The organism is Pantoea sp. X-Soil-ISGK-285 (assembly GCF_059730815.1).
Map to the genome: position 1 here is coordinate 2,779,793 of NZ_AP035938.1, position 22,554 is coordinate 2,802,346.

The following is a 22,554-nucleotide window of genomic DNA, read 5'->3' on the forward strand; positions in this document are numbered from 1 at the left end:
TTCGTTTTGCCTGTTACTGCGGAGGGAATCTGAAACGGCCTGGTTAACCGTTGAAAATGTGCGGGAAGTATAACGTGATCCGCGCCAGCCTGACAGCGCGTTTACCGCACTTTCATGGCATAATTACCCCCAGTTTTGCAAAAGTGAGCATCATGTCTTTTACCTTACGCCCCTATCAACAGGATGCGGTGAATGCCACCGTGGCGCATTTCCGTCGTCATCAACAGCCTGCAGTCATTGTGCTGCCGACCGGTGCCGGAAAGAGCCTGGTCATTGCCGAGCTGGCACGGCTGGCGCGTGGCCGGGTGCTGGTGCTGGCGCACGTCAAAGAGCTGGTAGCGCAGAACCACAGTAAATATCAGGCTTACGGGCTGGAGGCGGATATCTTTGCCGCCGGACTTCAGCGTAAAGAGAGTCAGCGCAAAGTGGTGTTTGGCAGCGTGCAGTCAGTGGCGCGTAACCTCGACCAGTTCGACAGCGCCTTTTCACTGGTGATTGTCGATGAGTGCCACCGTATCGGTGATGATAAAGAGAGTCAGTATCAGCAGATCTTCAATCATCTGCGTCAGCATAATCCGCAACTGCGTTTACTGGGCCTGACCGCCACGCCTTTCCGGCTGGGTAAGGGCTGGATTTATCAGTTCCACTATCACGGCATGGTGCGTGGCGACGAAAAATCGCTGTTTCGCGACTGTATCTATGAACTGCCGCTGCGCTACATGATCAAACATCAGTTTCTGGTGCCGCCGGAGCGACTGGATATGCCGGTGGTGCAGTATGACTTCAGCCGCCTGACGGCACAAAGCAGCGGCTTGTTCAGCGAAGCCGATCTTAATCGTGAACTGAAACAGCAGCAGCGCGTGACGCCCCATATTATCCGTCAGATCGTGGAGTTCGCTGAAGATCGGCTGGGGGTGATGATTTTTGCTTCAACGGTGGAGCATGCGCATGAAATTTTGCGGCTGCTGCCCGCTAACAGCGCGCTGGTGTCAGCCGAAACGCCTGCCAGAGAGCGCGATGCTCTGATTCTGGCCTTTAAGGCGCAGCAGCTGAAATTCCTGGTTAACGTGGCGGTGCTGACTACCGGGTTTGATGCTCCGCACGTTGATCTGATTGCGATTCTGCGCCCGACCGAGTCGGTCAGCCTCTATCAGCAAATCGTCGGACGCGGCCTGCGGCTCTCGCCCGGTAAAACCGACTGTCTGATTCTCGATTATGCCGGTAATCCGCACGATCTTTTTACGCCCGAGGTCGGCGCGCCCAAGGGGGCCAGCGACAATCAGCCGGTACAGGTTTTTTGTCCCGCCTGCGGTTTCGCCAACACCTTCTGGGGCAAGGCGACCGAAGATGGCATGGTTATCGAACATTTTGGCCGACGCTGTCAGGGCGTGCTGGAAGATGATGAGGGCGAGCGCGAACAGTGTGACTTCCGCTTCCGCTTTAAAAGCTGCCCCGACTGTGGCGCAGAGAATGATATTGCCGCCCGGCGCTGTCACCAGTGCGACAAAATATTGGTCGATCCTGACGATATGCTCAAAGCGGCGCTGAAGCTTAAAGATGCGCTGGTGCTGCGCTGTGGTGGCATGACGCTGGAACAGGGCCGTGACGCCAAAGGTGAATGGCTCAAGGCGACCTATTATGACGAGGAAGGCACCAGCGTCAGCGAACGGTTTCGTCTGCAGACACCGGCCCAGCGCAAAGCGTTTGAACAGCTCTTTATGCGCCCGCATCAGCGCGCGCCCGGCGTGCCGCTGGGCTGGCAAAGCGCCGCTGACGTGCTGGCGCTGCAGCCGCTGCTGCGTCATCCCGACTTTGTGGTGGCGCGGGCCAAAGGTCAGTTCTGGCAGATCCGCGAAAAAATGTTCGATTATCAGGGTCGCTATCGCCGTGCCAATGAGCTGCGCTAATGAGCGCTATCGGGTCCGGCTAACCGGATGCCGAACCCGGCTGGCGGGTATATCGTTTGCTACCATCCAGCATAACGGCTATACTGCCGCCCGCTTTTGCATGTGCATCAGCGGTATTGAATAACCAGCCTGTTACTGGGTCGCCTGTAGCAGGAATTAAATAAAGAGATATATTAATGCTCACTATCAATGCAGTAGAACGTAAAGAGCAGGGTAAGGGTGCGAGCCGCCGCCTGCGTACAGCAAACCGTTTCCCGGCCATCATCTACGGTGGTTCTGAAGCGGCTGTTGCCATCGACCTGGATCACGACTCCGTAATGAACCTGCAATCTAAGCCAGGTTTCTACGACGAAGTGCTGACCCTGTCAGTTGACGGTAAAGAAACTAAAGTGAAAGTTCAGGCTGTTCAGCGTCACCCGTTCAAGCCAAAACTGTTCCACATCGACTTCGTTCGCGCTTAATCGCGAACTTCGTTGAAAGCAGAAGGGCCGGTTGCGAAACCGGCCCTTTTCTTTTGGCGCTGCCCGGTGAAATGATCGCCGCGCGCAGGGAATGAAAGCCGGGCTAAGCCCGGCTTTTTTATTTGCTGCTGGTACGGCGCTGCAGCTGATCGCGAAGATTGGGTGGTGTGCCCTTAATCGTCAGGGTGTCCGTTGCCGGATCCCAGAAAATGCGTTCGCCCAGCAACATCGCATCGAAGTTCAGGGTCAGGCCCCCGCCGCTTCCGGCAAATTTCGTCAGCTGGCGCAGAGTACTGCGATCCGCCGGGAAGCTCTCTTCCAGCTCATACCCCTGCTCCTGGGTAAAGGCCTGGAACGTTTTTTCACCCAGTGGTGGCAGTTCGCTCGACAACTCTTCCAGCGCAATCTCCTCGCCCGCCTGCAGCTGCTCGTTGCAGTAGCTGTAGACCTGCTGGCGATAGTTCTGCCGCTCCTGCTTATCCAGTTCCGATTCGTTGCAGTAGTCATCTACCGCCTGCAACAGACCGCGGTTCTGCGCCTTGGTATCTAATCCCACTTCGGCACCCAGGAAGTCCATAAAGAAGTCAGCCACTTTACGTCCGACGCGGCCACGCAGGAAAGTCAGATAACGGGTCGATTCCGGGTTAGTTTCCCACTCAGTTAAATCGATGCGTGCCACGATGTCGGCATGATTGATGTCAAGATAGTGGGTGCTGCTGATATCCATCTGCTCGTTGACGCGCATGCTGGACTGGCTGTTCAGCACCGCAATCAGCAGGTATTCCACCGCCAGATAGCGGTAGTGAATAAACAGCACCACGCCGCCTTCAGCGAAGGGGTATTTTGCAAGCTCATCGCGCAGACGACCGGTCGCGGCACGGCTAAAAGCGAGAAAATCATCGTTGCCCTTACGACAATTACGCAGCGCTTCTGCCAGTTCACTCTCTGCATTGAACAGGCCATAGGCTTTGCTTTTTGCGCTATAAACCCGGTGTAACTCCTCCACCATCGCGTTGACCGTGTTGGTGGCAGGCAGCAGCGAATCGCGCAGCGCCAGTTCAAGCTGGTTTTCATCGCGTTTAATTAACTGATGCAGGGCAATCTGGTCGATATCCAGACTCATGGTAGACTCTCCTTTTAGCACAGGCGCGTATTCAAACACCGCCAGCATCGGCTTTCAACTCCATGCGTATAGCGAACGCGCTGCTTTCGATAAAATTGCGGTAAAAAGTGCGCTGTTCCGGTAATATATCGCCTTTTGAAATGAGCTTAGACGACGATATGGCACAATCATCCCGTTACAGTGACGAACGCGTGGAACAACTCCTCGCGGAAATGGCCCAAATCCTGCACAAGGACAAGGCCCCCACCGATCTCTCCCTGATGGTTCTGGGAAATATGGTGACCAACTTAATTAACAGCGATGTCGCTCCGGCGCAACGTCGTTCACTGGCACGATCTTTCGCCGATGCCCTTCAGGCGTCTGTGCGTGACGATAACGCCCATTAATTGGCTGATTTGACTTCATAATATGGTAACCAACCGGCAGCGCTACCGCGAAAAAGTTTACCAGATGATCAGTTGGGGTCACTGGTTTGCTCTGTTTAACATCTTATTCGCGCTGATTTTAGGCAGTCGCTACCTGTTGGTCGCCGACTGGCCTTCTTCGCTGGCGGGGCGCATCTACGCCTATACCAGCTGGGTTGGCCATTTCAGTTTTGTTGTTTTTGCCGCCTATCTGCTGATTATCTTCCCGCTGACCTTTGTGGTGATGTCGCAACGGCTGATGCGGGTGTTGTCCGCGGTGGTCGCTACCGCCGGGCTGACGCTGGTGATGGTCGACAGTGCAGTGTTCAGCCGCTTCCACCTGCACCTGAATCCGGTGGTGTGGGAGCTGGTCATTAACCCTGATCAGAGCGAGATGGCGCGCGACTGGCAGCTGATGTTTATCAGCGTGCCGCTGATTTTCCTGGTTGAGATGCTGTTTGCGACCTGGAGCTGGCAGAAGCTTCGCAGTCTGAATCGCCGTTCGTTTGGTAAGCCTGTCGCCGCCCTGTTTATCAGCGCCTTCTTTGCCAGCCACCTGATGTATATCTGGGCCGATGCGAATTTTTATCGTCCGATTACGATGCAGCGTGCCAACCTGCCGCTCTCCTACCCGATGACCGCCCGCCGCTTCCTTGAGCGTCATGGTCTGCTGGATGCGCAGGAGTATCAGCGTCGGCTAATTCAGCAGGGCGACCCGGAAGCAGTGGCGGTGGAATATCCGCTGAGCGAGATTACTTTCCGTGATGCCGGCACACGCAACAACCTGCTGGTGCTGACGGTCGATGGTCTGAACAACGCCACGCTGGCCAAAGCGCTGCCGGAGCTTAATCAGTTCGCCAGCGAGAACGTGCGTTTTACCCAGCACTACAGCGCGGGTGATACGCCAGAGAAAGGGTTGTTTGGCCTGTTCTATGGGATCTCATCCAGCTACATGAACGGTATTCTGGCATCCCGAACGCCGTCGGCGCTGCTGGGCGCGCTTAGCACCCAGGGTTACCAGTTTGGCCTCTTCTCCTCAGAAGGTTTTAATCCGCCGCTCTACCGGCAGGCGTTGCTGACTGATTATTCACTGCCTGCAACGACCAGCCAGCCCAACGCCAGTACTGTGGCGCAATGGCAGAACTGGCTGGAGAAACAGAACGGTTCACAGGCGCCGTGGTTCTCATGGATTGCCCTGAACGGCCCGGACGTCACCGGCGACAGTGCAAAAGCGCGTCAGCGCAGCTATCTGCGCCAGGCTCCTGCCGTTGATGAGCAGATCCACGCGGTGCTCAGCAGCCTGCAGGCGCGTGATTTACTGAAGAACACGGTGGTGGTGATTACGGCGCAGCGTGGACTGGCACTGGATGGCAATCCTGACAGCGCTGGAAACCGCCAGACTCTGCAGGTGCCGTTAGTGATTCACTGGCCTGATACGCCCGCGCAGACCGTTGATCGCCTTTCTGATCATCAGGATGTGATGTCGACGCTGATGCAGCGACTGCTGCATGTGCGGACCAATCCGGTGAACTTCTCTCAGGGTGAAGATCTGTTTGCTGCGCGCCGTCGCCATGACTGGGTCGTCAGCAGCGAAGAGAATAAGCTGGTGATTACCACGCCGCAGGTGACGCTGGTACTCAACAATAACGGCAGCTATCGCGCTTATGATGCGCAGGGCAACGCCCTGAAAGATCACAAGCCAGAACTGGCGCTGCTGTTGCAGGTATTAACTGAAGAGAAGCGGTTTATCGCTAACTGATTAATAATCAGGCAAATAGTCTGCAGGTATCTTGCATTAATGGTGATAACCAGTAGACTAATCCTCCAGTGTTCGGCACGTAGCGCAGCCTGGTAGCGCACGGTCATGGGGTGTCCGGGGTCGGAGGTTCAAATCCTCTCGTGCCGACCAAATTACTCTAATAGGTCAAAGGGTTAATCGAAAGGTTAGCCCTTTTACTTTATGGGCTTTTCTGCACATGTGCAATCCCCCTTTGTGAACACTCTCCCCTTCTTCTTGCCCCTTTTCCTTCCCATGACAGTAGGGAATATCGCTGTGCTCTATTCCTACGCTCCAGCAACTGACGTTGCTTTCGCTTCGCTGCTCCCAGGCTGCGCTACGTGCCTCTCTTTTTGACGCATTCCATGCACGCTATTACGCAATACACATGACGCATTGTGAACGCATCGGGATAACTGATTGATTGTTATGTCCCTACCCCTGTCTATCTAAGACACATATCATCAACAGGCAGGAAAGAAATTCTCTGTATGAGGGGAAGAAAGGAAGCTGGCTATTTTTCAGGAAAGTTACGCTCTGGGGGGTATAAAGGGGGCTACCGGGGGGTTGCTACTATACGAACTGCACCTCTTAAATTTCTAGCAAAAATTATGGTGTTTCGGGGGGATGGATATGGGGATATACATAGGGGAAAGCAGAGGCCCCGGTAAGGGGGCATCCAATAGGCAAGGCATCACTGCCCGTTTAATGAGGGGAAAACATGGAAGTATTGGGGCTACATGAGGATAGTGGGGAGGAAATGCGTAGGGGGTGTAATGCCACTAATTTTTTTCTAAGAAAAATAGCTGTCTCAAAGGAACACATCAGACGAGATATAGGGGATGTCAGAAGAATCGACTTCCTCAGAGCAATAGTTGCACGTTAGTAGTTTGATTCCTGTATCTATCCTCTCCTCCTTCCCCCAGCTATCCACTACATAGTCCCATTTAACGTGGATACCCTTTGAATCCACCAATGCTACTGAGCCGCATGAAGGACATTTCCAGTTACGGTATTGCTCCATGACAGCCTTACGTCTCTCAGGGCAAGCCAGCTCAAGCCCTAAATCAATAGCCAGCTTTAGCATAGCGGGATCTGTCCAAATCCCTTCAACTGAGGCAACAGGAAAGCCAGAGATAACTATCCTGCGCCCTATCTGGTAGGCTCCCTGTGCTCTCTTCACTACTACGCCTCTGTATGAAAACTTACAGAATCCGTTCTGCGTAGAGAAATAAGGAGGGGGCTGTAAGCTGTCTGCCCGCTTCTGCTTACTGTCAGAATGAGAGCTGTTGTATCTCCTTTGGCGAGAAGCCAGATTAAAATTCCTGTTCATGCTCCCCCCTTTGATTATTTCTGGTTACGGAAGAATTCAATAGCAGCCTGAGTGCTGCGCATCGGGCCTTGAGCTACAGAGCGTTGCTTCATGCGTTGCTTAAATGCTTCCTGTGCTTCAGCTACAGCTTGCTCTGATACGTACATTTCACGAGTGCGCTTGTCCATTGATTGGGCCATCGTGCTTTCACGTAGGGTTTTCATATATGCTGAACGCTCTGCCTCAGTCTTTAGCTTCGAATAAGAAACATCCGGGAGAGTGGTAGCCTTTTTCTTAGCCTCAATCTGGCGCATTACAGCAGCCCCAGCTTCATCAGCACTACAGCCTGTCTCTTGCATCAACTGATGCATGATGCCCTCAATGTCATACCCCTGAGCGTCTGTAGCTGGGTGTTCAGAAGGAGCCGGAGAAGTTGGGAATAATTCATAAGTCATTATACTTTTCCTTTTATGGTTTTTTAATATTTGCAGGGGAAGGAGTGCGGCGATATTTCTGATTAAGAATGTGCTCTGTCCATGTAAATGCATTACGGAAAGAATCATCTAAATGTTCTGTCCAGTATGCTGCGTGTCTTGCACGTTCAGCGTTAAACGCTTCACGGGCTGCTTTAGTATATTTAGCCATGCCATGCCTCTTTATTATTATTTTTATGGGCGTAATACTTATAGAGTTTTCATTTCTAAACGCTTCAGCGTCTTCTTCACAGAATCAATAGTCCACTGAGTGCCCCAGCGGCTTAACACTCCACGAGTATTTAATGCATTAGCTAACGCTGTGTAGCCATAGCCATATTGAATTAGCTCTTCAAATACTGGCTTCACCTTCTCATCAAAGATGGCTGTTTTATTCTTACGGATTTCTTCGTACATATACATTCCTATATTGTTATTATTATAAATGGAGAATTAAGATAATGGCTTTCAATGCAAATGAGAGGATAAGCAACGCCATCCATAGCGGGAGAGTTTTCAATACTGTTCTTTATTCCATCTGTCTTTCAACTTCAAACATCCAACTAACAGATGAAGGTTCCTTAGTAATCGGGGAGGTTAGTTTCTTTCTGCGCATCACATAGCCATTGTCATCTTCGTATGGCTCATAAGGAAACTCAGCGTCCAGTTGGTCATAAGCCTGTTTAGAATCTTCGCTTAATGGCTTGCCTAAGATGCGTTGCATCATACGCCCTGATTGTTCTGTTACACGCTGGAGGTAATCATTGATAGCCTCAATATTACCGGCCCTTGCTAAAGCCCGGATAGTTCGCTTGTCTCCCTCTGTAAACTCAACAGGACAGAGCATTGCATTAACCACTCCCTGAGAGCGTTCATACGCTACGCTGTCAGCATTAAACTGAAAGGCTGAAGAATCATTCAGGTTGAGAGTGCCACGCTCCTGATGCATATCAATGCGTTTAATCAGGTGTTCAGCGGCCTCAAGAATTTGCTGGCAATAGCGCTTACCGGGGGCTTTCTCACCTTTGATGATTCGCCGCTTACCTAGCGTTTCCTGTACCCCTTTCGTTGAAAGATCCTCAGCACGCATTACATGCACAAGCTGCTTAACGGGAATGCGGGTATTACCTGTACTGGCTGTGCTTGCTGAATAAACCAAATCATCCAGCGTATCAATCATGTTGCTACTTCCCGTATCTTCTCTGTATTGAACGTTAGAGAAGAAAGAAGCATACGGATTAGAAACCTGCTTAGGCTTAGGCCCGGCCTTAGGCTTATCTAATAGCGAGGTAGTTATTACAGAGTCTCCAAACATATCTTCAATAACATCAATCACAGCCTTGCTTACATCATAGTCAGCAGGGAGAGGGGTTAGTGATTCATCCAGAATCTCACCTGTTGTTTTATCAATGGCAACCATCATGCCATCTACTTTAATCCATTCAATTTTCATTATTATTGTTATCCTTGAAAGGGTAGTTTATTTTGGAGGTAGTTATTAAGGGAATCAGTAATCATCCAATCTACTAGCTGTCATGGGCATTTACTTCGTAGCCTGCCCATGTGGGGAAGGTCAACAGAATGCCTACGGCGTTACGCTGGAAACTCAGTTCAGCTAGTGAGCTAGCTTCTCATGAGCTTCAAAGGGCAAAGACTGTTGCTGGGAGCGTAGCGAGCACGAGAGTGCGAGATAGCTTCAGGCGTTTCTTTTAGCCTGCCCGGCTAGGACGTTAGGATGTTATTCATTTCTATAAGGGTATACAGATAAAAAGTAAGAATAGATTAATTTACTCTGGTATATACTAATACCGGTTTTTTCAGAAATCCTGACAAACTTTCTTCATAAGGACAATAAAAAAATAATGTCTCTATAAATACTAATACCGGTTTTTTAGAGAAAATACTGCAAATTATTTTAATTATTTCCCCTGAACTCTCTAACTTGTTGATAGTTAATGAAGGGAAGGTTCAGGACAAACAGTCCCCTAACTATTCATGATAGCATTTAATTGTTAGCCACTGTTCAGCTAGGCTATGGCAACAGGTATACATGCTATTTAAACGCCTGTAACGCATCAGGAGAAGAGATATGATAAAAGATAGGTCTATGTATTACTTAATAAAGAGGTCGCCAGGATGCTTCTGAGAGCGCTAGAGAATGAATGCCTATTCTCCTTCTAATTTTACTAAACTTAGTAGTTCACTCTCCATAGGGATTTATCCTATGATGCCAGCTTACCTTTGCTGCACCCTCTGGAGAATCTTGTGGATAAAAGATATCAGGTATTCGTTAGCTCAACTTACAGTGACTTAAAAAGCGAGCGTCAAAAGATAATGATGGCGCTTATGAAGATGAACTGTATACCCGCCGGGATGGAGCACTTCCCTGCTTCAGACGAAGAACAATTTAATTTCATCAAAAAGATAATTGATGATAGCGACTATTATCTTCTAATCATTGGAGGAAGATACGGAAGTCTGGCAGAGGATGGAATTAGCTATACGGAAAAAGAGTTTGATTACGCTGTTTCTAAGAGCATTAAAGTTGTTGCAATTATCCATGACAACCCTAGCAAGCTTTCTGTAGAAAACTCAGAGACCTCTCAAGAATCAAAAGAAAAGTTAGAGAAGTTTAAAGAAAAAGTAAAGCATAAAAGACTAGTAGAGTTTTGGAGTGAACCATCCGACCTGCCTAACAAGGTGGCATTAAGTATTATTCATGTTATGACAGTCTATCCAGCAGTGGGCTGGATGAGAGCTGACAAGATAACAAATGAGGAAAACTTAAATGAACTTATTAAAGCAAAGAATGAAATTGAAAATCTAAATAAAATAATACTAGACCTAAAAGGAGCTGAATCAAAAGACCAATATGGAGATGACTTAGCAGGACTTGATGACTTCCATAAAGTCAATTACATGGAATTCTCCAACGATACCTTTATCACTGAGCATCATAAGTCGATATCGTTAAATCTCGGCAGAATATTTGATAGGATAGCACCAAAAGCAGAGGCGGGATGTGTTGAATCAAACATATCAATTGAAATATCTGATATGGTTACGTCATTAATTGGTGAAGAGGATATTAGCATCAGCATTTATACTGATGAAATAATAACACTAAGGATGCATTTTATTGCATTGGAGTTAATTCAATTCGATAGCCCTTGGTGGTCATTAACAGCAAAAGGCAGAGACCAAATGATTAAGAGAAGAGTAATTAGAAAACAGCCCTCATCTTAATATAACCTTCTATAATTTAACCCCGCTCAATACGGGGTTATCTATTTTTATCCCATCAAATCAGCCACACTGCTTGCCTTAATGTGGCTGTATCTGGCTAACATGCTAATGCTCTTATGCCCCGAGATACATTGAAGCTGTATTGTATTAAGCCCCTTCTCAGCATATCTAGTGATAGCTGTATGCCTCAGAGAATGGAAGCAGACGCCATGTACATAGCTGAGCCTTGCTGCCCTTCTAAAGGCTTGTGTAACAGCGTAGGGAGTGAGCGTAAACAGCCTGCTATTAGCCTCCCTCCCCTCACATAATTCCTGTAAGAGCGTTACAGCGTTAGATGAGAGAGGAACATCACGCCCTTCTCCGTTCTTTGTTTGTTCATCTGACAGATGGATAACACGCTTCTTAAAATCCACCATTGAAGGAGTGATAGCTAATAGCTCATTCCTGCGCATAGCTGTTTCCCATGCAAGCATGATGATAGCTTTAGCCTTCTCACTAGCACGCTCCAGAATCATCCTGTATTCATTCTCTTCTACTATCTTGCTTCTGGGCTTACCAGCATTAGGGAGCTTTACAGGCTTTACTACATCGCTACATGCTACGCCCTTCTCACTATTAGCCCATCTGAGGAAACGGGAAAGGAGTTGCATCTCTAAGCGTACAGTTGAACCACTCACCTCTTTAATGCGTGCTTGTCTGTAAGCTACAGCATCTTCACTGGTGAGGAATTCCAGCGTCTTACCGTTAAGGATTCTCCCTACAGTGTTCAGCTTGAACTTAGCAGATTCATAGCCTCCCCTTTGCTTTCCATTTCTGGTCATCACTTCTTCAAGGTAGATGGCCTTGAGAGATTCAATAGTGTTGGCCTCTTTCTTTATGTCCCGCTCTTGTTCAATAGCCCATTGCTCTACTTCTTCTCTGGTTAAACGTGTAGCTGTCTTAGTGGGATAGCCCTTAATCCTTACCTGCGCATTCCACTTACCAGAGGGGAGCTGTCTTACTGTAGCCATGTGCAATATTTCCTATGTACATCATGACCTATCTTATTGAGTATGCTAACTATTCCATGCCTTTACAGGTCATGGGGTGTCCGGGGTCGGAGGTTCAAATCCTCTCGTGCCGACCAAATTCCCTGAAAAGCAGCCTTAAAGGCTGCTTTTTTCGTTTCTGTCATCAAACCTTCACTTTCCTCGCACCTTCCGCAATCCGTTCTATACTTAACTGCGTGTGGGTAACAAGAGGAGAGTTCATGACATATATTGAAAAAGACGATCCAACAGAAGCACCCGAGTCAGGCGATAAGCAACCTTCCCCGCCAGACCAGAAGTAACCCACGGGGCCGCGTCTGACGCGGCCTTTCTATCTCAGCTTACCTCTCCGTTTAACATTCAGAATAGTCCCGTGTGGCAGTTAACATTCCTCTTACAATCAGCAGGTTAACAGTTGCATTATAATCTGATCTGCTTCACAAAATCGGCTACCGGCTGCGCTTATTCATCAAACTGAAACAAAAATGTCACATAAAATGCCTACCCTGAAATCCCCAGAAATTGACGGATAATTTTTATGGCGATCAAAGCGAAAAGCCTGAAAGATGCAGAAGCGTTGCTGCATTCAGGCATTAGCAAAGTGGAACTGGCGTATGACATTGGCAGCGACGATTTCTTTCGTCTGGCAAGCCACTGGTGCGACCGAGGTGCACGCATCAGCAGGGGTCACCACCATTTCGTTGTTTCTCTGAAGAGTTTTGCCATTCCTCCCAACGACTGATTCCGGCGGGCTGCTTGCCCTGATCCATCGCGCCTGATTTAATGCCTTTTTGGTTTTGATGATGGTCCCGCATGCGCTATCCCGACCTGCCGCTGCCGCCTGTTGCAGGCGGCTTTATCCTTTCCCGGCACCTTAACCGCAGCGATCCTTTGCTGGCGGTGAGTCACTTCGATCCGCAAAAGTATCATGACGGGCTGGCTGTCGAATGGGATATTCCGCTGCCCGCCCGACTGCAGCAGGCTGTCAGTAAACGGCGTGCTGAATACCTCGCCAGCCGTCTGCTGGTCCGGTCAGTGATGGCAGAACTGGGTATTGCTGATTTCATTCTGACCAATGCAGCCGATCGATCCCCCTGCTGGCCCACTGGCATTCAGGCGTCACTATCGCACAGTGCAGGCATCGTTGTGGTAGCGGCAACCCGTCAGCCCTGCGCTGTTGGGGTGGATGTCGAGCAGTTCATGTCGGAGACGACGGCGCATGAAACGGCTGAGTTGCTGATGAACGAGCAGGAACAACACCTGTTACGGACGCTGCCCGTCTCTTTTCGCGCTGCCGCTACCCTGCTCTTCTCACTCAAAGAGAGCGTTTATAAAGCCATCTGGCCGCAACTGCTTCAGCCGATGGACTTTCCGGATGCGGAACTGGTGTCGGTAGATTTTGCGCAGCAGCGCGCGACGTTGCGACTGACTCAGGACTTCAGCGGATGTTTTGCGATGGGGACGTTACTGGAGGCGAGCTTTGTGTGGCGGGATACTCAGGTAATCACGCTAATCACACATCGGCTTAAAAAAACCGGCTAAACAATTCGCGTTAAAACAATGCGGTTTAGCCGGGGGTAACACAGACGAAAGAAAAGGTTCAGAATGGCAGAAACCGGAGTTTCTGCTGATCGCTAACGTAGCCTGGTTCAGGCGAAACACGCCACTACGCTTTTTTGCTAAGCTTTGCCAGCTGCCGTTAAAGCCCGGTGTCGGTGCGTTTTACCGAGTCGAGCGTGGCAAGATCGCGCTCATTACCGGTCAGCTCCGTCAACTTGCCTTCACGCATCTCCAGCAGCCGATCGGCATGAATGAAGTAGTGATCGTCATGGCTGATGGCAAACACCGTTTTACCCGCCTGCTGTAACCATGGCAGCAGCTCGCGGTAGAAGATACGGCGAAAATGGGGATCCTGATCCGCCGCCCACTCATCCAGTAGCAGCACATCGCGCTCTTCTGCCACCGCCAGCAGCAGTGCCAGTCGCTTACTCTGTCCTTTAGAAAGCTGCAGATTCAGCACTTTGTTGCCTTCAATCTTCAGCTTATCCTGCATCTTCAGTCTCTCCAGCCAGAGCTGAACCAGCGCCGGATTGGCTGCAACCCCTTCCCGTCCCATTAACCGGTCAAACAGGTGTAAGTCGGTAAAGACCGCCGAGAACTGACTGCGCCACACATCAAGCTCATCCGCCGTTATCGGCTTGCCATCCAGCAGCAGCGTGCCGGACTGAGGCTGATAAAGACCGGTCAGCAGCATCGCCAGCGTCGATTTCCCGCTGCCGTTGCCGCCAATCAGAAAGACCAGTTCGCCCCGGCGCAGCGTCAGGTTAACCGGCCCGACCTGGAAGCCGTTATCACCATAGTGAAAAGAGACGTCGCGCAACTCCAGCGTTTGCCAGTCTGAGGACGTGGAGGCGGAGTGGAATCCTGACTGATAAGGAGCGAGGTCAAAGGCATTGAGCTTACGGAATGCGACCTGGGCACTGAGCAACGTCGGTAACGCGCCCACCGCGGAGAGCAGCGGTGTGCGTAAAAACAGCAGCGTCAGGGAAAAGGTAGCGGCGACGGCGGTATTGGCCCAGCCCAGGCTGTTGGCCATAAAAAAGACCATGCCGATAGCGCCTAACGTCATGATATTTGACCAGTTGACCGCACTGAGATGATAAGTATCGGCGCGGACAATGTGGTGTCGCCAGGCGCGGGCATCTTCCTGATAAACCGTGTCGTAAACCTGCTGAGCGCGTGAGCGGTTAAGCTGTAGCTCTTTGCGCCCTTCAATCACCGTCTGATAATCACGATAGAGGTTATCTTCGATTTCCCGCAGCTTTGCCATGTGCTGGTAAACCCGCGAGACCAGCAGCCAGCCGCCAACCAGCGTGACACCCAGCCAGACACTGGTTACCAGCAGCATTTTTGGCGACAGCCACGCAAGATAGATCGCCGAGCCAAGCGTAATAATCACGCCCTGAAAGAGCTCCGGCAGGCGCACAAAGGCCAGAGTAATGGCCCGCACGTCGCTGGTCAGTCCCGCCAGCAGTTGCGCACTACCGAGTTGCTCGATGCGTTCAATGCGGGTATCGAGGATACGCTTGATAAATTCGCCGCGCAGTCGCCAGACAAACTGATGGCCAAGCATGGTCAGCGCCAGCTGCGAGGCCAGCGTCACCGCCATCAGCACCACCAGCTGCAACAGAAACTGCGGCAGTACCGCAAATGAGGTGTTGATGGCGACAATCATTTCGCGATTGATAAAGGCGATCATGCCGATACCCAGCACGGCGCTTAACAACGTGAGCGCAATCACCCCGATAAAAGGCCAGCGGAACTGGCGAAAAACAACGCTTAGCAACGTCATGCAGGCAATCCAGCAGTCAAAAAACAGCCTGCAGTGTAATGGGATGCAAAATGATAGCAATAGTTATTCGTACCACGCCGTAACCGGCGTGGTGGGTCAGAAAGCGCGTCGAAACGTCAGGTTATAACGCCAGGCACCCACCAGCGGATGAACGCCTGGCTTAAGTGGCAGGATGCCGTGGTAACGCAGGCGCGACGGCCCGCCCCACACCACAATGTCGCCATGCTCCAGCAGCACACGCTGGGTACTATCACCCCGTTCGAAACCGCCAAACTGAAAGACCGCCGGTAAACCCAGCGACACCGAAACGATAGGCTGACGCAGATCTTTCTCATCTTTATCCTGATGCAGCGTCAGCTTCGCGCCCGGCTCATAGCGATTAAGCAGGCAGGCATCCGGATTAAAGCCAGGGAACCCCGCCTCAGACGCCGCCTGCTGCGCCAGAGTACGAAACAGCGGCGGCATAGCCGGCCATTTACGCCCGTTCAGGTTGTCCTGCTGCTGATACTGGTAGCCGCGAGAATCCACCGACCAGCCGAAATCGCCACAGTTGGTCATCGCCACCGACATGCGATGGCCACCGGGCGTAATGCGATGGGCAAACGGATTCTGCTCCGCAATTGCCATTATTTGCTGATAAAGCGCCTCTGCATCCTCACGTGCGCGACGCCGCAGGATCACCGCGCCCTCAGCCAGCGTCTCCTGCCAGGGTTGTTCTTCACTAAACAGATCTAACATCAGGGTTCTCCGGATTCAGCGGGGATCAGGAAAGCAGCGAACTGCGGCGACATCCAGCTGACAAATTTATCGCCCTGCTTGCTGATCAGATAGACCGCCAGATGCTGTTCGATCGCCAGCGCCTGGGCTTTTTCCGTGCCAAGTACCATCAGTCCGGTATCCCAGCCATCGGCTTCCAGCGCCGTGGTGGCGATCACCGTGGCGGAAACCAGTTTATGCTCAATTGGCCGTCCGGTAACGGGATCGATCACATGAGAAATGCGCTTGCCGTCCAGTTCATAATAGTTGCGATAGCTGCCGGAGGTACTGATGCCGTGTCCCTGCAGATTAACGCGCGCCTGAACCGCATTCTCACGATCGGTCGGTTTCTGAATCGCCACCCGCCACGGCTGCTTCTGCGCATTAAGGCCACGGCTCAGCACGGCGCCGCCCACAGACACCAGATAGTTATTGATGCCAAGCTGCTCCATCAGTCGCGCCAGATGATCGGTGGCGAAGCCCTCGCCCACCGTCGAGAGATCGACATAGAGACCTGGCAGATCTTTCTGCAGCCACTGTCCATCTGCGCCCTGCACCACCCGCAGATGCTGCAATCCGGTCTGCGCCCGGGCGGCGGCGATTTGTGCCGCATCCGGCGTATGGCCGGGCTGCTTCGTCGGGCCAAAGCCCCATAAGTTGACCATTGGCCCGATGGTAATATCCATCGCCCCGCCGGTTTTACGGCCAATCCGCAGTGAGGTCGTGACAATATCTGCCATGTTTTCACTCACCGGCTGCGGTGACAGGTCACGGCTTTGGTTAAAGCGCGATAAGGCGGAGTCTGGCTTCCAGGTAGAGAGTTCCGCATCGTCCGCATCCAGCTGCTGCTGAATCCGCTGTTGCAGTTCCGCTCTGCGCTCACTAGCCACACCGGCCAGGCTTACCCGCCAGACGGTTCCCATGGTTTTTCCTTCCAGCACCAGCGCGGATGTGGTCGCTGACTTATCACAGGCCGTTAACATCAATGCTAACATCGCTATAAACAGCAGATTAATCTGAGAACGCATCTTTCCTCACTTGTAACACTTTATTCAGCTCTGCTACAAAGCATAAACTTCGGGTAAAGACGCTTAAAGAGAGTTGAATATTTCTCTGAAACCTATCAGTATTCACCGGTCATCTACCCTGTATGCGCCTTTTATCAGGCGACTAACGTTAATCAAAGTAAGGAGCGGCAGATGATCTATCTGATTCTCGTCATTGCCCTGGGGCTGTTTATCTTCAGTAGCTATAAAGTCTTGCATCAGCGTCGTCATCGTCACATGACACCCTCACGCCCGCGCCAATAACAGGCTTAACTGCACCTGATTGGGGCAAGATCGCCCTGACGCGCGCGGCAAGTGTACCAAAGTGCGCGCGAGGTCTGTGGCTATGAGAGCGGTAAAGCTGGCATGAATTCTGCACTGTTGAAACAGTGTTTATCTCTGAGAGGTGCAGAATGAAAAATTCACAGAAGTGGCAGTCAGCATGGCATCACTGGCTGAGCTTTTCAGCCTTCACCCTGGCAGGCGTGGCATTTGAAGGCGCGCGATTCGGCAGCGTGGTGTCGTCAGTGACAACCGCGCCGGAAGCCACCAAGTGGCGAAAGGCTGAAGCGCTCAGCCCGAAAGGTGACGCAGGAGCGCAGCGGTAACTGCGCTCCCGTACAACTCAGAACTGGTAAACCAGACCCAGTGCCACCACGTCGTCGGTATTGATACCGGCTGCGTCGGTGAAAGCGTTGTCGTCCAGCAGGTTGATCTGGTAATCAACGTAGGTGGACATGTTTTTGTTGAAGTAGTAGGTCGCGCCAACGTCGATATATTTTTTCAGATTCTGTTTACCCCAGTTCTGAACATCGGTGCCGCGTGAGGTGACGTACGCCAGGGATGGACGCAGGCCAAAGTCGAACTGATACTGCGCAACCAGTTCCCAGTTGTCCGCTTTATCCGCATAGCCATAAGCTGCAGAGTCGCTGCTGCCGAAGCGAGTAGCGTTATAGGCGCGTGAATACATAGCCGCCAGATAGATGTTGTTCGCGTCATATTTCAGACCGCCGGTGTAAGCTTCCGCTTTATCACCACGCCCCAGAATACCCTGCGCTGCGCCATTCTGGTCGTTGGTACGATCAGACTGGAAGGCAGACGCACCAATGCCGAAACCTGAACCCAGATCATAAGTGGTGCTCAGACCCCAGCCGTCGCCGTTCTGACCCAGTACGTCACGGCCATTTGGAGACTCGGTGCTGTTGCCATTCTTGCCCTGATACTGGACTGCAAAGTTCCAGCCATCCACCAGACCGAAGAAGTTATTGTTACGGTAGGTCGCCATGCCGTTACCGCGCTGATACATAAAGTTATCTGCGCCGTAGGTGTCGCCGCCGAACTCTGGCAGCACGTCGGTCCATGCGCCGATGTCGTAAGCTACGCCGTAGTTACGACCGTAGTCGAACGAACCTGCATCACCAAATTTCACACCGGCAAAGCCAACACGGGTGAAGCTGTCAGCCGTACCTTCAGACTCGGCGTTGTTCAGCGCGGCCTGGTATTCCCACTGGCCGTAACCGGTCAGCTCATTGCTGATTTCGGTTTCGCCTTTGAAGCCGAAGCGAACGTAAGACTGATCGCCATCAGAACCATCGTTATCAGAGAAGTAGTGCAGACCGTCAACTTTACCAAAGAGATCTAATTTGTTGCCGTCTTTGTTATAGATTTCAGCTGCGTTTGCTGATCCTGCTGCAACCAGCAACGCAGGGATCATCAGGGAGAGAACGCGACGTTTCATTTTATTACCCTCTGTTATGTGCCTTTATTATTTGCCACTGCTAACTGAATGATTAAAAATTCAGCCGGCAGGCCATTGTTGTTTTATAACGGGCAATAATCCACCAGGAAAATGCTACTAAATTTCCAAAAGTGTTTCATACGTCGAAACAGTTATTTCATAATGTAAATAACGGGGAACTAATAACCAGCACGGATCGATAAAAAATGGCGCACAAATCGATAAACCGATTCAGAGAGCTATGTTATCAACAGGTTACATCAGAGTATTCCGAAGCACTGAATGATAAAACTTATACGGCATCTGGTAATAGAATAGACCCCGCTATCATCATTTATTCCATTATTACCTTCATTCTCCCCGAATGAGATGTACAACTTATTATTTCCCGCCGGACAAGTTGTCCGGCATTTTTTTGCCTGCTATTTACCGTTCCGTTATATCTTCGTAAACTTTCTTAACCGGGTTAAATTAACTACGGCCTGTTTCCGCACATATTGTTAAAATACGCACACTTTGCGCCCTGACTGCCCAAATATCCGCCATGTTAATTTATCACCGTAATTAAGCAGGCGGATATTTAAGCTGGTGCGGATTTTCAGCGCTCACGCATCGATTCTTTGACTTTATTCAGGGGCTTAATCAGATAATCCATAACCGATTTCTGACCGGTTTTAATCTCTACATTGGCCACCATACCGGGCACGATCGGGAATTTTCGTCCGGCACGGTTAGTCAGCTCGGCTTTCTGGGTACGAACATAAACACGATAGTAATATTGATCACGTTTTACCTCATCCTGCAGGGTATCTGGCGACACCGTTTCAACTTCGCCGTGCAGATCGCCATAGATGGAGGAGTCATAGGCGGTCACTTTGACGGTAGCCGCCAGACCGGGCCGGATATAAGCGATATCGCGTGGATTGATGCGCGTCTCAATCAGCAACTGATCCTCCAGCGGGACGATTTCCATCAGTTTGCCGCCAGGCTCCAGTACCCCACCGACCGTGGTGACCTGAATATCTTTAACAATGCCGCGCACCGGTGAATAGAGCGTGGCACGCGTCAGCTGATCCTCTTTGCCTGCAGCAACCTGCAATTGCGCATCCAGTTCGGCATTGTTTTTCACCTGCTCTTCGTGGGCGCGCACCAGATAGTCATTGCGCGCCTCATCGATTTTGCCGCGCAGATCGCTGACCTGACGACGCAGTCGAATCACCTCGACCTGCCCTGCTGCGCCTTTGGCAACCAGCGGTTCCGTCAGGCGCAGTTCATCCTGCACCAGTCGCAGCGACTGCTGCAGATTACTGATGGTTTCGGTGAGATTACGGCGTCGCGACTCGTAGAGCTGCCGTTCGCGCGTCACCAGGTTCGGCTCCTTCAGCGTTTCGGCGCTGAATGTCAGCGGCGTGCCCGACAGCTCCGCCTCCAGCCGCTCGGACGAGGCGCGCAGGGTGCGCACTTTGGCCTGCGCCTCGCCGAAGTTCGACTGGAAGCGTGTCGGATCGAGGGTCGCCAGCACCTGCCCTTTTTCGACAATGTCGCCCTCATGCACGTTAAGCTGTTTGACGATGCCGCCATCCAGGCTGTCGATCACCTGCGCGCGGCTGGAAGGGGTGACTTTACCGGTGCCGACCGTGACCTCATCCAGAATGGCAAAGTGCGCCCAGATGAGAAAAATCGCCAGCGCGGCGGTGCAGAGCCAGATAATCGCCGATGTCCGGCGCTCATGACGGGCAAGATCTTTATCAACAATAACCAGACTCATGCGGTGTCTCCTTTACCTGGCGACGGTGCCGACGCGGGTGTCGTCGCACGGCGCAGGATCTCGTCGCGCGGGCCGTCGGCCACAATCCGGCCGTTATCCATCACCACAATACGATCGACCATCTTCAGCAGCGCCGGACGGTGCGTCACCAGCACCAGCGTCCGGCCGCTGATCCAGCCCTGTAGCTGACGGATCACATGCTCCTCCAGCTGTTCATCCATCGCCGCGGTGGGTTCATCCAGCAACACCACCTGCGGCTGACGCAGGATCAACCGGCTCAGCATCACCATCTGACGCTGGCCGCCCGAAAGTCCGCGCCCGCCTTCATTGATAATGCGGTCCAGGCTGGCGGCATCCTGCTGGACCAGCGACAGCGCGCCGCTGATGCGCAGCGCCTGCAGCATCTCCTGTTCGCTGGCATGGGGATTGCCCAGCATCAGATTCTGCCGCAGCGTGCCAAAAAAGAGGCGGGAGTCGTGCGACAGCCAGCCGAGCTGACGACGTAAATCGGTGGGATCGATACGCTCAATATCGACGCCATCGACAATCACTTTGCCCTGCGTCGCCAGCGCCTGACCGGCGAGGATCTTCAGCAGCGTCGATTTCCCTGCTCCGACTTTGCCCAGAATGGCAATCTTCTCGCCGGGCTTAATCTGTAGTTGCTGAACGTTGAGCACATTCTTTTCATTCTCTTCGTCATAGCTGTAGTGCACATTGCGCAGATCGTACTGGCCGGTGAGCGTCGGGCAGTGTGCCAGCGTGGTCGCTTCAGGCTGATCAAGCGGCTTTTTCAGCAACTCATCCAGCCCTTTCATCGCCATTTTGGCGTGCTGCCAGCGCGAGAAGACCATGGTCAGCTGCATCAACGGGGCGATGGTGCGTGATGAGAGCAGGCTGCAGGCAACCAGCGTACCGGTAGTGATTTGCGAATCGAGCACCAGATAGACACCAAATACCAGCATGCCCGCATAGGTGAGCTGCTGCACAGTCGAGGCCCAGCCGGTGAGACGCGCGCCCCACAACCGCTGCTGGTTACTGATTGAGGCGCTGACTTCGTGCGTCTGCTCCCACTGACGCTGAAAATAGGGTTCCGCCTGCAGCGCCTTGATATCCTCAATCCCTTCAATGGTCTCTACCAGCACCGCATTGCGCAGCGCGCCCTCGCGCAGCCCCTCTTTGGCCAGCCGCGCCATCGGGATCTGCACCAGCAGACCGGGAATGACGATCAGCGGGATCGCCGCCAGCGGAATCAGCACCAGCCAGCCGCCAACAAACGACATAATAAACAGGAACAGGATAACAAACGGCAGATCGGCCGCTGCGCCTACCGTGGTCGAGGTGAGCAGCTCACGCACCTGGTCGATCTCACGCAGCTGCGAGATAAACGAACCGGTCGATTTCGGACGCGCCTCATTACGTATGCTCATCGCCCGGGCAAACAGCATGGCCGAGACTTTCAGGTCGATGCGTTTGCCCATTAAGTCTGACACCTGGGTCCGCATCAGCCGGATCAGATACTCAATGGCCGCAGCGATCAGCACGCCGACAAACAGTACCCACAGCGTGGACTGCGACTGGGCCGGGATGACCCGATCGTAGACCTGCATCGAAAAGAGAATACCGGCCAGTGCCAGCACATTACTGATCACCGAGGCCAGCGAAATTTCCGTGATACGGCGGCCCATACCGCGAAAATTTTTCCAGAACCAGTGTGGTTCATAAGGCTGAACGAATTCGTCGATGCGCGCATCACGGCCACGCGCCGCTACGCCAATCACGCCGACATCGCCCTGGGCGCGTGCCAGCAGTTCTGATAAAGCGCTTTCACGCACCACATCGCCGCCCTCACTGAGCCAGTAGCGCGCGCTGTTGTCTGAATCGATGCTCTCCAGCACCGCCACGCTGGCATTCTCCAGCACCAGCACCACCGGGGTGATCTCCTGACGCCAGCGCAGTTTGTTCTGCGGCACCATGGTCAGATGCAGTCCCAGCAGGCCGGAGAGTCGTTCCAGCTGCTGTGACACCGGCAGATGTTCAAACCAGCGCATCTGCTGACGCAGGGTTTTGCCATCGGCAGGTTTACCGAATCGCGCGGCTACGCGCAGCATGGCGGCAATCCAGTTATCGGTATTCAGGGTTGATGTACTCATTATTAATGCCTTA

The 22,554-nt window shown here is 52.1% G+C and carries 22 protein-coding genes and 1 tRNA gene; 10 read left to right on the forward strand and 13 right to left on the reverse strand.

The genetic code is table 11. The features are described from left to right. Window positions 1-152: 152 nt before the first annotated feature. Both radD and rplY read left to right on the forward strand, forming a co-directional pair. Window positions 153-1,907: a DNA repair helicase RadD gene (radD, locus tag AC6I8B_RS13210; protein WP_010248344.1), complete on the forward strand. Its 1,755-nt coding sequence runs from the start codon at window positions 153-155 to the stop codon at window positions 1,905-1,907. 176 nt (window positions 1,908-2,083) lie between these two features. Then, entirely contained in the window at window positions 2,084-2,368 is a 285-nt protein-coding gene (gene rplY / locus AC6I8B_RS13215; RefSeq protein ID WP_003854168.1) for a 50S ribosomal protein L25, read from the forward strand. Between the two features lie 118 nt (window positions 2,369-2,486). Here the strand turns inward: rplY and yejK are convergent, their stop codons facing one another. Then, window positions 2,487-3,491 carry a nucleoid-associated protein YejK gene (gene yejK, locus AC6I8B_RS13220; protein ID WP_010248346.1) on the reverse strand — a complete coding sequence of 335 codons (1,005 nt, stop codon included), beginning with the start codon at window positions 3,489-3,491 and terminating at the stop codon, window positions 2,487-2,489. Between the two features lie 158 nt (window positions 3,492-3,649). On the opposite strand from yejK, the gene AC6I8B_RS13225 reads away from it, so the two are divergent. The 3 genes from AC6I8B_RS13225 (at window position 3,650) to AC6I8B_RS13235 (ending at window position 5,804) form a co-directional block, all read left to right on the forward strand. Then, window positions 3,650-3,877 (forward strand): YejL family protein, encoded by a 228-nt coding sequence (locus tag AC6I8B_RS13225; RefSeq protein ID WP_010248348.1) that lies wholly within the window; start codon window positions 3,650-3,652, stop codon window positions 3,875-3,877. A gap of 22 nt (window positions 3,878-3,899) precedes the next feature. Then, the gene (yejM, locus tag AC6I8B_RS13230; RefSeq protein WP_497817461.1) at window positions 3,900-5,654 is read left to right on the forward strand and encodes an LPS biosynthesis-modulating metalloenzyme YejM; all 1,755 of its coding nucleotides are present in this window, start codon (window positions 3,900-3,902) and stop codon (window positions 5,652-5,654) included. Between the two features lie 73 nt (window positions 5,655-5,727). After that, window positions 5,728-5,804, forward strand: a tRNA-Pro gene (locus AC6I8B_RS13235). 679 nt (window positions 5,805-6,483) lie between these two features. Here the strand turns inward: AC6I8B_RS13235 and AC6I8B_RS13240 are convergent. From AC6I8B_RS13240 to AC6I8B_RS13260, 5 genes are all read right to left on the reverse strand, one after another. Continuing rightward, window positions 6,484-6,855: a hypothetical protein gene (locus AC6I8B_RS13240; protein WP_497817462.1), complete on the reverse strand. Its 372-nt coding sequence runs from the start codon at window positions 6,853-6,855 to the stop codon at window positions 6,484-6,486. A gap of 164 nt (window positions 6,856-7,019) precedes the next feature. Then, a complete protein-coding gene (locus AC6I8B_RS13245; RefSeq protein ID WP_497817463.1) occupies window positions 7,020-7,439 on the reverse strand; it encodes a hypothetical protein in 420 nt (139 codons plus the stop codon). 13 nt (window positions 7,440-7,452) lie between these two features. Beyond that, complete coding sequence (locus AC6I8B_RS13250; RefSeq protein ID WP_497817464.1) at window positions 7,453-7,629, reverse strand: hypothetical protein; 177 nt, start codon at window positions 7,627-7,629, stop codon at window positions 7,453-7,455. 38 nt (window positions 7,630-7,667) lie between these two features. Then, complete coding sequence (locus AC6I8B_RS13255) at window positions 7,668-7,874, reverse strand: recombinase family protein (RefSeq protein ID WP_181162197.1); 207 nt, start codon at window positions 7,872-7,874, stop codon at window positions 7,668-7,670. A gap of 112 nt (window positions 7,875-7,986) precedes the next feature. Further along, the gene (locus AC6I8B_RS13260) at window positions 7,987-8,910 is read right to left on the reverse strand and encodes a hypothetical protein (protein WP_497817465.1); all 924 of its coding nucleotides are present in this window, start codon (window positions 8,908-8,910) and stop codon (window positions 7,987-7,989) included. 812 nt (window positions 8,911-9,722) lie between these two features. On the opposite strand from AC6I8B_RS13260, the gene AC6I8B_RS13265 reads away from it, so the two are divergent. Further along, entirely contained in the window at window positions 9,723-10,703 is a 981-nt protein-coding gene (locus AC6I8B_RS13265) for a DUF4062 domain-containing protein (RefSeq protein ID WP_497817466.1), read from the forward strand. Window positions 10,704-10,750: 47 nt separating this feature from the next. Here AC6I8B_RS13265 and AC6I8B_RS13270 read toward each other — a convergent pair whose 3' ends face one another. Next, the gene (locus tag AC6I8B_RS13270) at window positions 10,751-11,713 is read right to left on the reverse strand and encodes a tyrosine-type recombinase/integrase (RefSeq protein ID WP_497817467.1); all 963 of its coding nucleotides are present in this window, start codon (window positions 11,711-11,713) and stop codon (window positions 10,751-10,753) included. A gap of 556 nt (window positions 11,714-12,269) precedes the next feature. On the opposite strand from AC6I8B_RS13270, the gene AC6I8B_RS13275 reads away from it, so the two are divergent. Then, window positions 12,270-12,473 carry a hypothetical protein gene (locus AC6I8B_RS13275; RefSeq protein ID WP_003854174.1) on the forward strand — a complete coding sequence of 68 codons (204 nt, stop codon included), beginning with the start codon at window positions 12,270-12,272 and terminating at the stop codon, window positions 12,471-12,473. A 71-nt stretch (window positions 12,474-12,544) separates the two neighbouring features. Continuing rightward, a complete protein-coding gene (locus tag AC6I8B_RS13280; protein ID WP_187484439.1) occupies window positions 12,545-13,273 on the forward strand; it encodes a 4'-phosphopantetheinyl transferase family protein in 729 nt (242 codons plus the stop codon). Between the two features lie 157 nt (window positions 13,274-13,430). On the opposite strand, the gene AC6I8B_RS13285 is transcribed toward AC6I8B_RS13280, so the two are convergent. From AC6I8B_RS13285 to apbE, 3 genes are all read right to left on the reverse strand, one after another. Continuing rightward, a complete protein-coding gene (locus AC6I8B_RS13285; protein WP_010248354.1) occupies window positions 13,431-15,083 on the reverse strand; it encodes a multidrug ABC transporter permease/ATP-binding protein in 1,653 nt (550 codons plus the stop codon). Between the two features lie 96 nt (window positions 15,084-15,179). Continuing rightward, window positions 15,180-15,821, reverse strand: coding sequence for a DNA oxidative demethylase AlkB (gene alkB / locus AC6I8B_RS13290; RefSeq protein WP_033767444.1), 642 nt, complete (start codon window positions 15,819-15,821; stop codon window positions 15,180-15,182). Further along, a complete protein-coding gene (gene apbE, locus AC6I8B_RS13295; protein WP_497817468.1) occupies window positions 15,821-16,867 on the reverse strand; it encodes an FAD:protein FMN transferase ApbE in 1,047 nt (348 codons plus the stop codon). Before apbE ends, alkB begins: the two co-directional genes overlap by 1 nt. 171 nt (window positions 16,868-17,038) lie before the next feature. Here apbE and AC6I8B_RS13300 point away from each other — a divergent pair, with 171 nt between their 5' ends. Both AC6I8B_RS13300 and AC6I8B_RS13305 read left to right on the forward strand, forming a co-directional pair. Then, entirely contained in the window at window positions 17,039-17,149 is a 111-nt protein-coding gene (locus AC6I8B_RS13300) for a hypothetical protein (RefSeq protein ID WP_010248361.1), read from the forward strand. A gap of 149 nt (window positions 17,150-17,298) precedes the next feature. Next, entirely contained in the window at window positions 17,299-17,493 is a 195-nt protein-coding gene (locus AC6I8B_RS13305; RefSeq protein WP_010248364.1) for a hypothetical protein, read from the forward strand. 17 nt (window positions 17,494-17,510) lie between these two features. Here the strand turns inward: AC6I8B_RS13305 and ompC are convergent, their stop codons facing one another. The 3 genes from ompC to AC6I8B_RS13320 all read right to left on the reverse strand — a co-directional run bounded on the left by ompC (window position 17,511) and on the right by AC6I8B_RS13320 (window position 22,541). Next, window positions 17,511-18,623, reverse strand: coding sequence for a porin OmpC (gene ompC / locus AC6I8B_RS13310; protein ID WP_163798767.1), 1,113 nt, complete (start codon window positions 18,621-18,623; stop codon window positions 17,511-17,513). Between the two features lie 598 nt (window positions 18,624-19,221). Beyond that, window positions 19,222-20,391, reverse strand: a complete 1,170-nt coding sequence (locus tag AC6I8B_RS13315) for a beta-barrel domain-containing protein (RefSeq protein ID WP_010248368.1) — start codon at window positions 20,389-20,391, stop codon at window positions 19,222-19,224. Beyond that, window positions 20,388-22,541 carry a type I secretion system permease/ATPase gene (locus AC6I8B_RS13320; RefSeq protein ID WP_010248371.1) on the reverse strand — a complete coding sequence of 718 codons (2,154 nt, stop codon included), beginning with the start codon at window positions 22,539-22,541 and terminating at the stop codon, window positions 20,388-20,390. Before AC6I8B_RS13320 ends, AC6I8B_RS13315 begins: the two co-directional genes overlap by 4 nt. Window positions 22,542-22,554 lie beyond the last annotated feature (13 nt).

Bases quoted from the DNA above. Each gene is read 5' to 3' on its own strand.
- radD (WP_010248344.1), top strand. From the start codon at position 153: ATGTCTTTTACCTTACGCCCCTATCAACAGGATGCGGTGAATGCCACC.
- rplY (WP_003854168.1), top strand. From the start codon at position 2,084: ATGCTCACTATCAATGCAGTAGAACGTAAAGAGCAGGGTAAGGGTGCG.
- AC6I8B_RS13315 (WP_010248368.1), bottom strand. From the start codon at position 20,391: ATGAGTCTGGTTATTGTTGATAAAGATCTTGCCCGTCATGAGCGCCGG.
- yejK (WP_010248346.1), bottom strand. From the start codon at position 3,491: ATGAGTCTGGATATCGACCAGATTGCCCTGCATCAGTTAATTAAACGC.
- AC6I8B_RS13320 (WP_010248371.1), bottom strand. From the start codon at position 22,541: ATGAGTACATCAACCCTGAATACCGATAACTGGATTGCCGCCATGCTG.
- apbE (WP_497817468.1), bottom strand. From the start codon at position 16,867: ATGCGTTCTCAGATTAATCTGCTGTTTATAGCGATGTTAGCATTGATG.
- AC6I8B_RS13280 (WP_187484439.1), top strand. From the start codon at position 12,545: ATGCGCTATCCCGACCTGCCGCTGCCGCCTGTTGCAGGCGGCTTTATC.
- AC6I8B_RS13300 (WP_010248361.1), top strand. From the start codon at position 17,039: ATGATCTATCTGATTCTCGTCATTGCCCTGGGGCTGTTTATCTTCAGT.
- alkB (WP_033767444.1), bottom strand. From the start codon at position 15,821: ATGTTAGATCTGTTTAGTGAAGAACAACCCTGGCAGGAGACGCTGGCT.
- AC6I8B_RS13270 (WP_497817467.1), bottom strand. From the start codon at position 11,713: ATGGCTACAGTAAGACAGCTCCCCTCTGGTAAGTGGAATGCGCAGGTA.
- AC6I8B_RS13225 (WP_010248348.1), top strand. From the start codon at position 3,650: ATGGCACAATCATCCCGTTACAGTGACGAACGCGTGGAACAACTCCTC.
- yejM (WP_497817461.1), top strand. From the start codon at position 3,900: ATGGTAACCAACCGGCAGCGCTACCGCGAAAAAGTTTACCAGATGATC.
- AC6I8B_RS13275 (WP_003854174.1), top strand. From the start codon at position 12,270: ATGGCGATCAAAGCGAAAAGCCTGAAAGATGCAGAAGCGTTGCTGCAT.
- AC6I8B_RS13245 (WP_497817463.1), bottom strand. From the start codon at position 7,439: ATGACTTATGAATTATTCCCAACTTCTCCGGCTCCTTCTGAACACCCA.
- AC6I8B_RS13285 (WP_010248354.1), bottom strand. From the start codon at position 15,083: ATGACGTTGCTAAGCGTTGTTTTTCGCCAGTTCCGCTGGCCTTTTATC.
- AC6I8B_RS13250 (WP_497817464.1), bottom strand. From the start codon at position 7,629: ATGGCTAAATATACTAAAGCAGCCCGTGAAGCGTTTAACGCTGAACGT.
- AC6I8B_RS13260 (WP_497817465.1), bottom strand. From the start codon at position 8,910: ATGAAAATTGAATGGATTAAAGTAGATGGCATGATGGTTGCCATTGAT.
- AC6I8B_RS13305 (WP_010248364.1), top strand. From the start codon at position 17,299: ATGAAAAATTCACAGAAGTGGCAGTCAGCATGGCATCACTGGCTGAGC.
- AC6I8B_RS13255 (WP_181162197.1), bottom strand. From the start codon at position 7,874: ATGTACGAAGAAATCCGTAAGAATAAAACAGCCATCTTTGATGAGAAG.
- ompC (WP_163798767.1), bottom strand. From the start codon at position 18,623: ATGAAACGTCGCGTTCTCTCCCTGATGATCCCTGCGTTGCTGGTTGCA.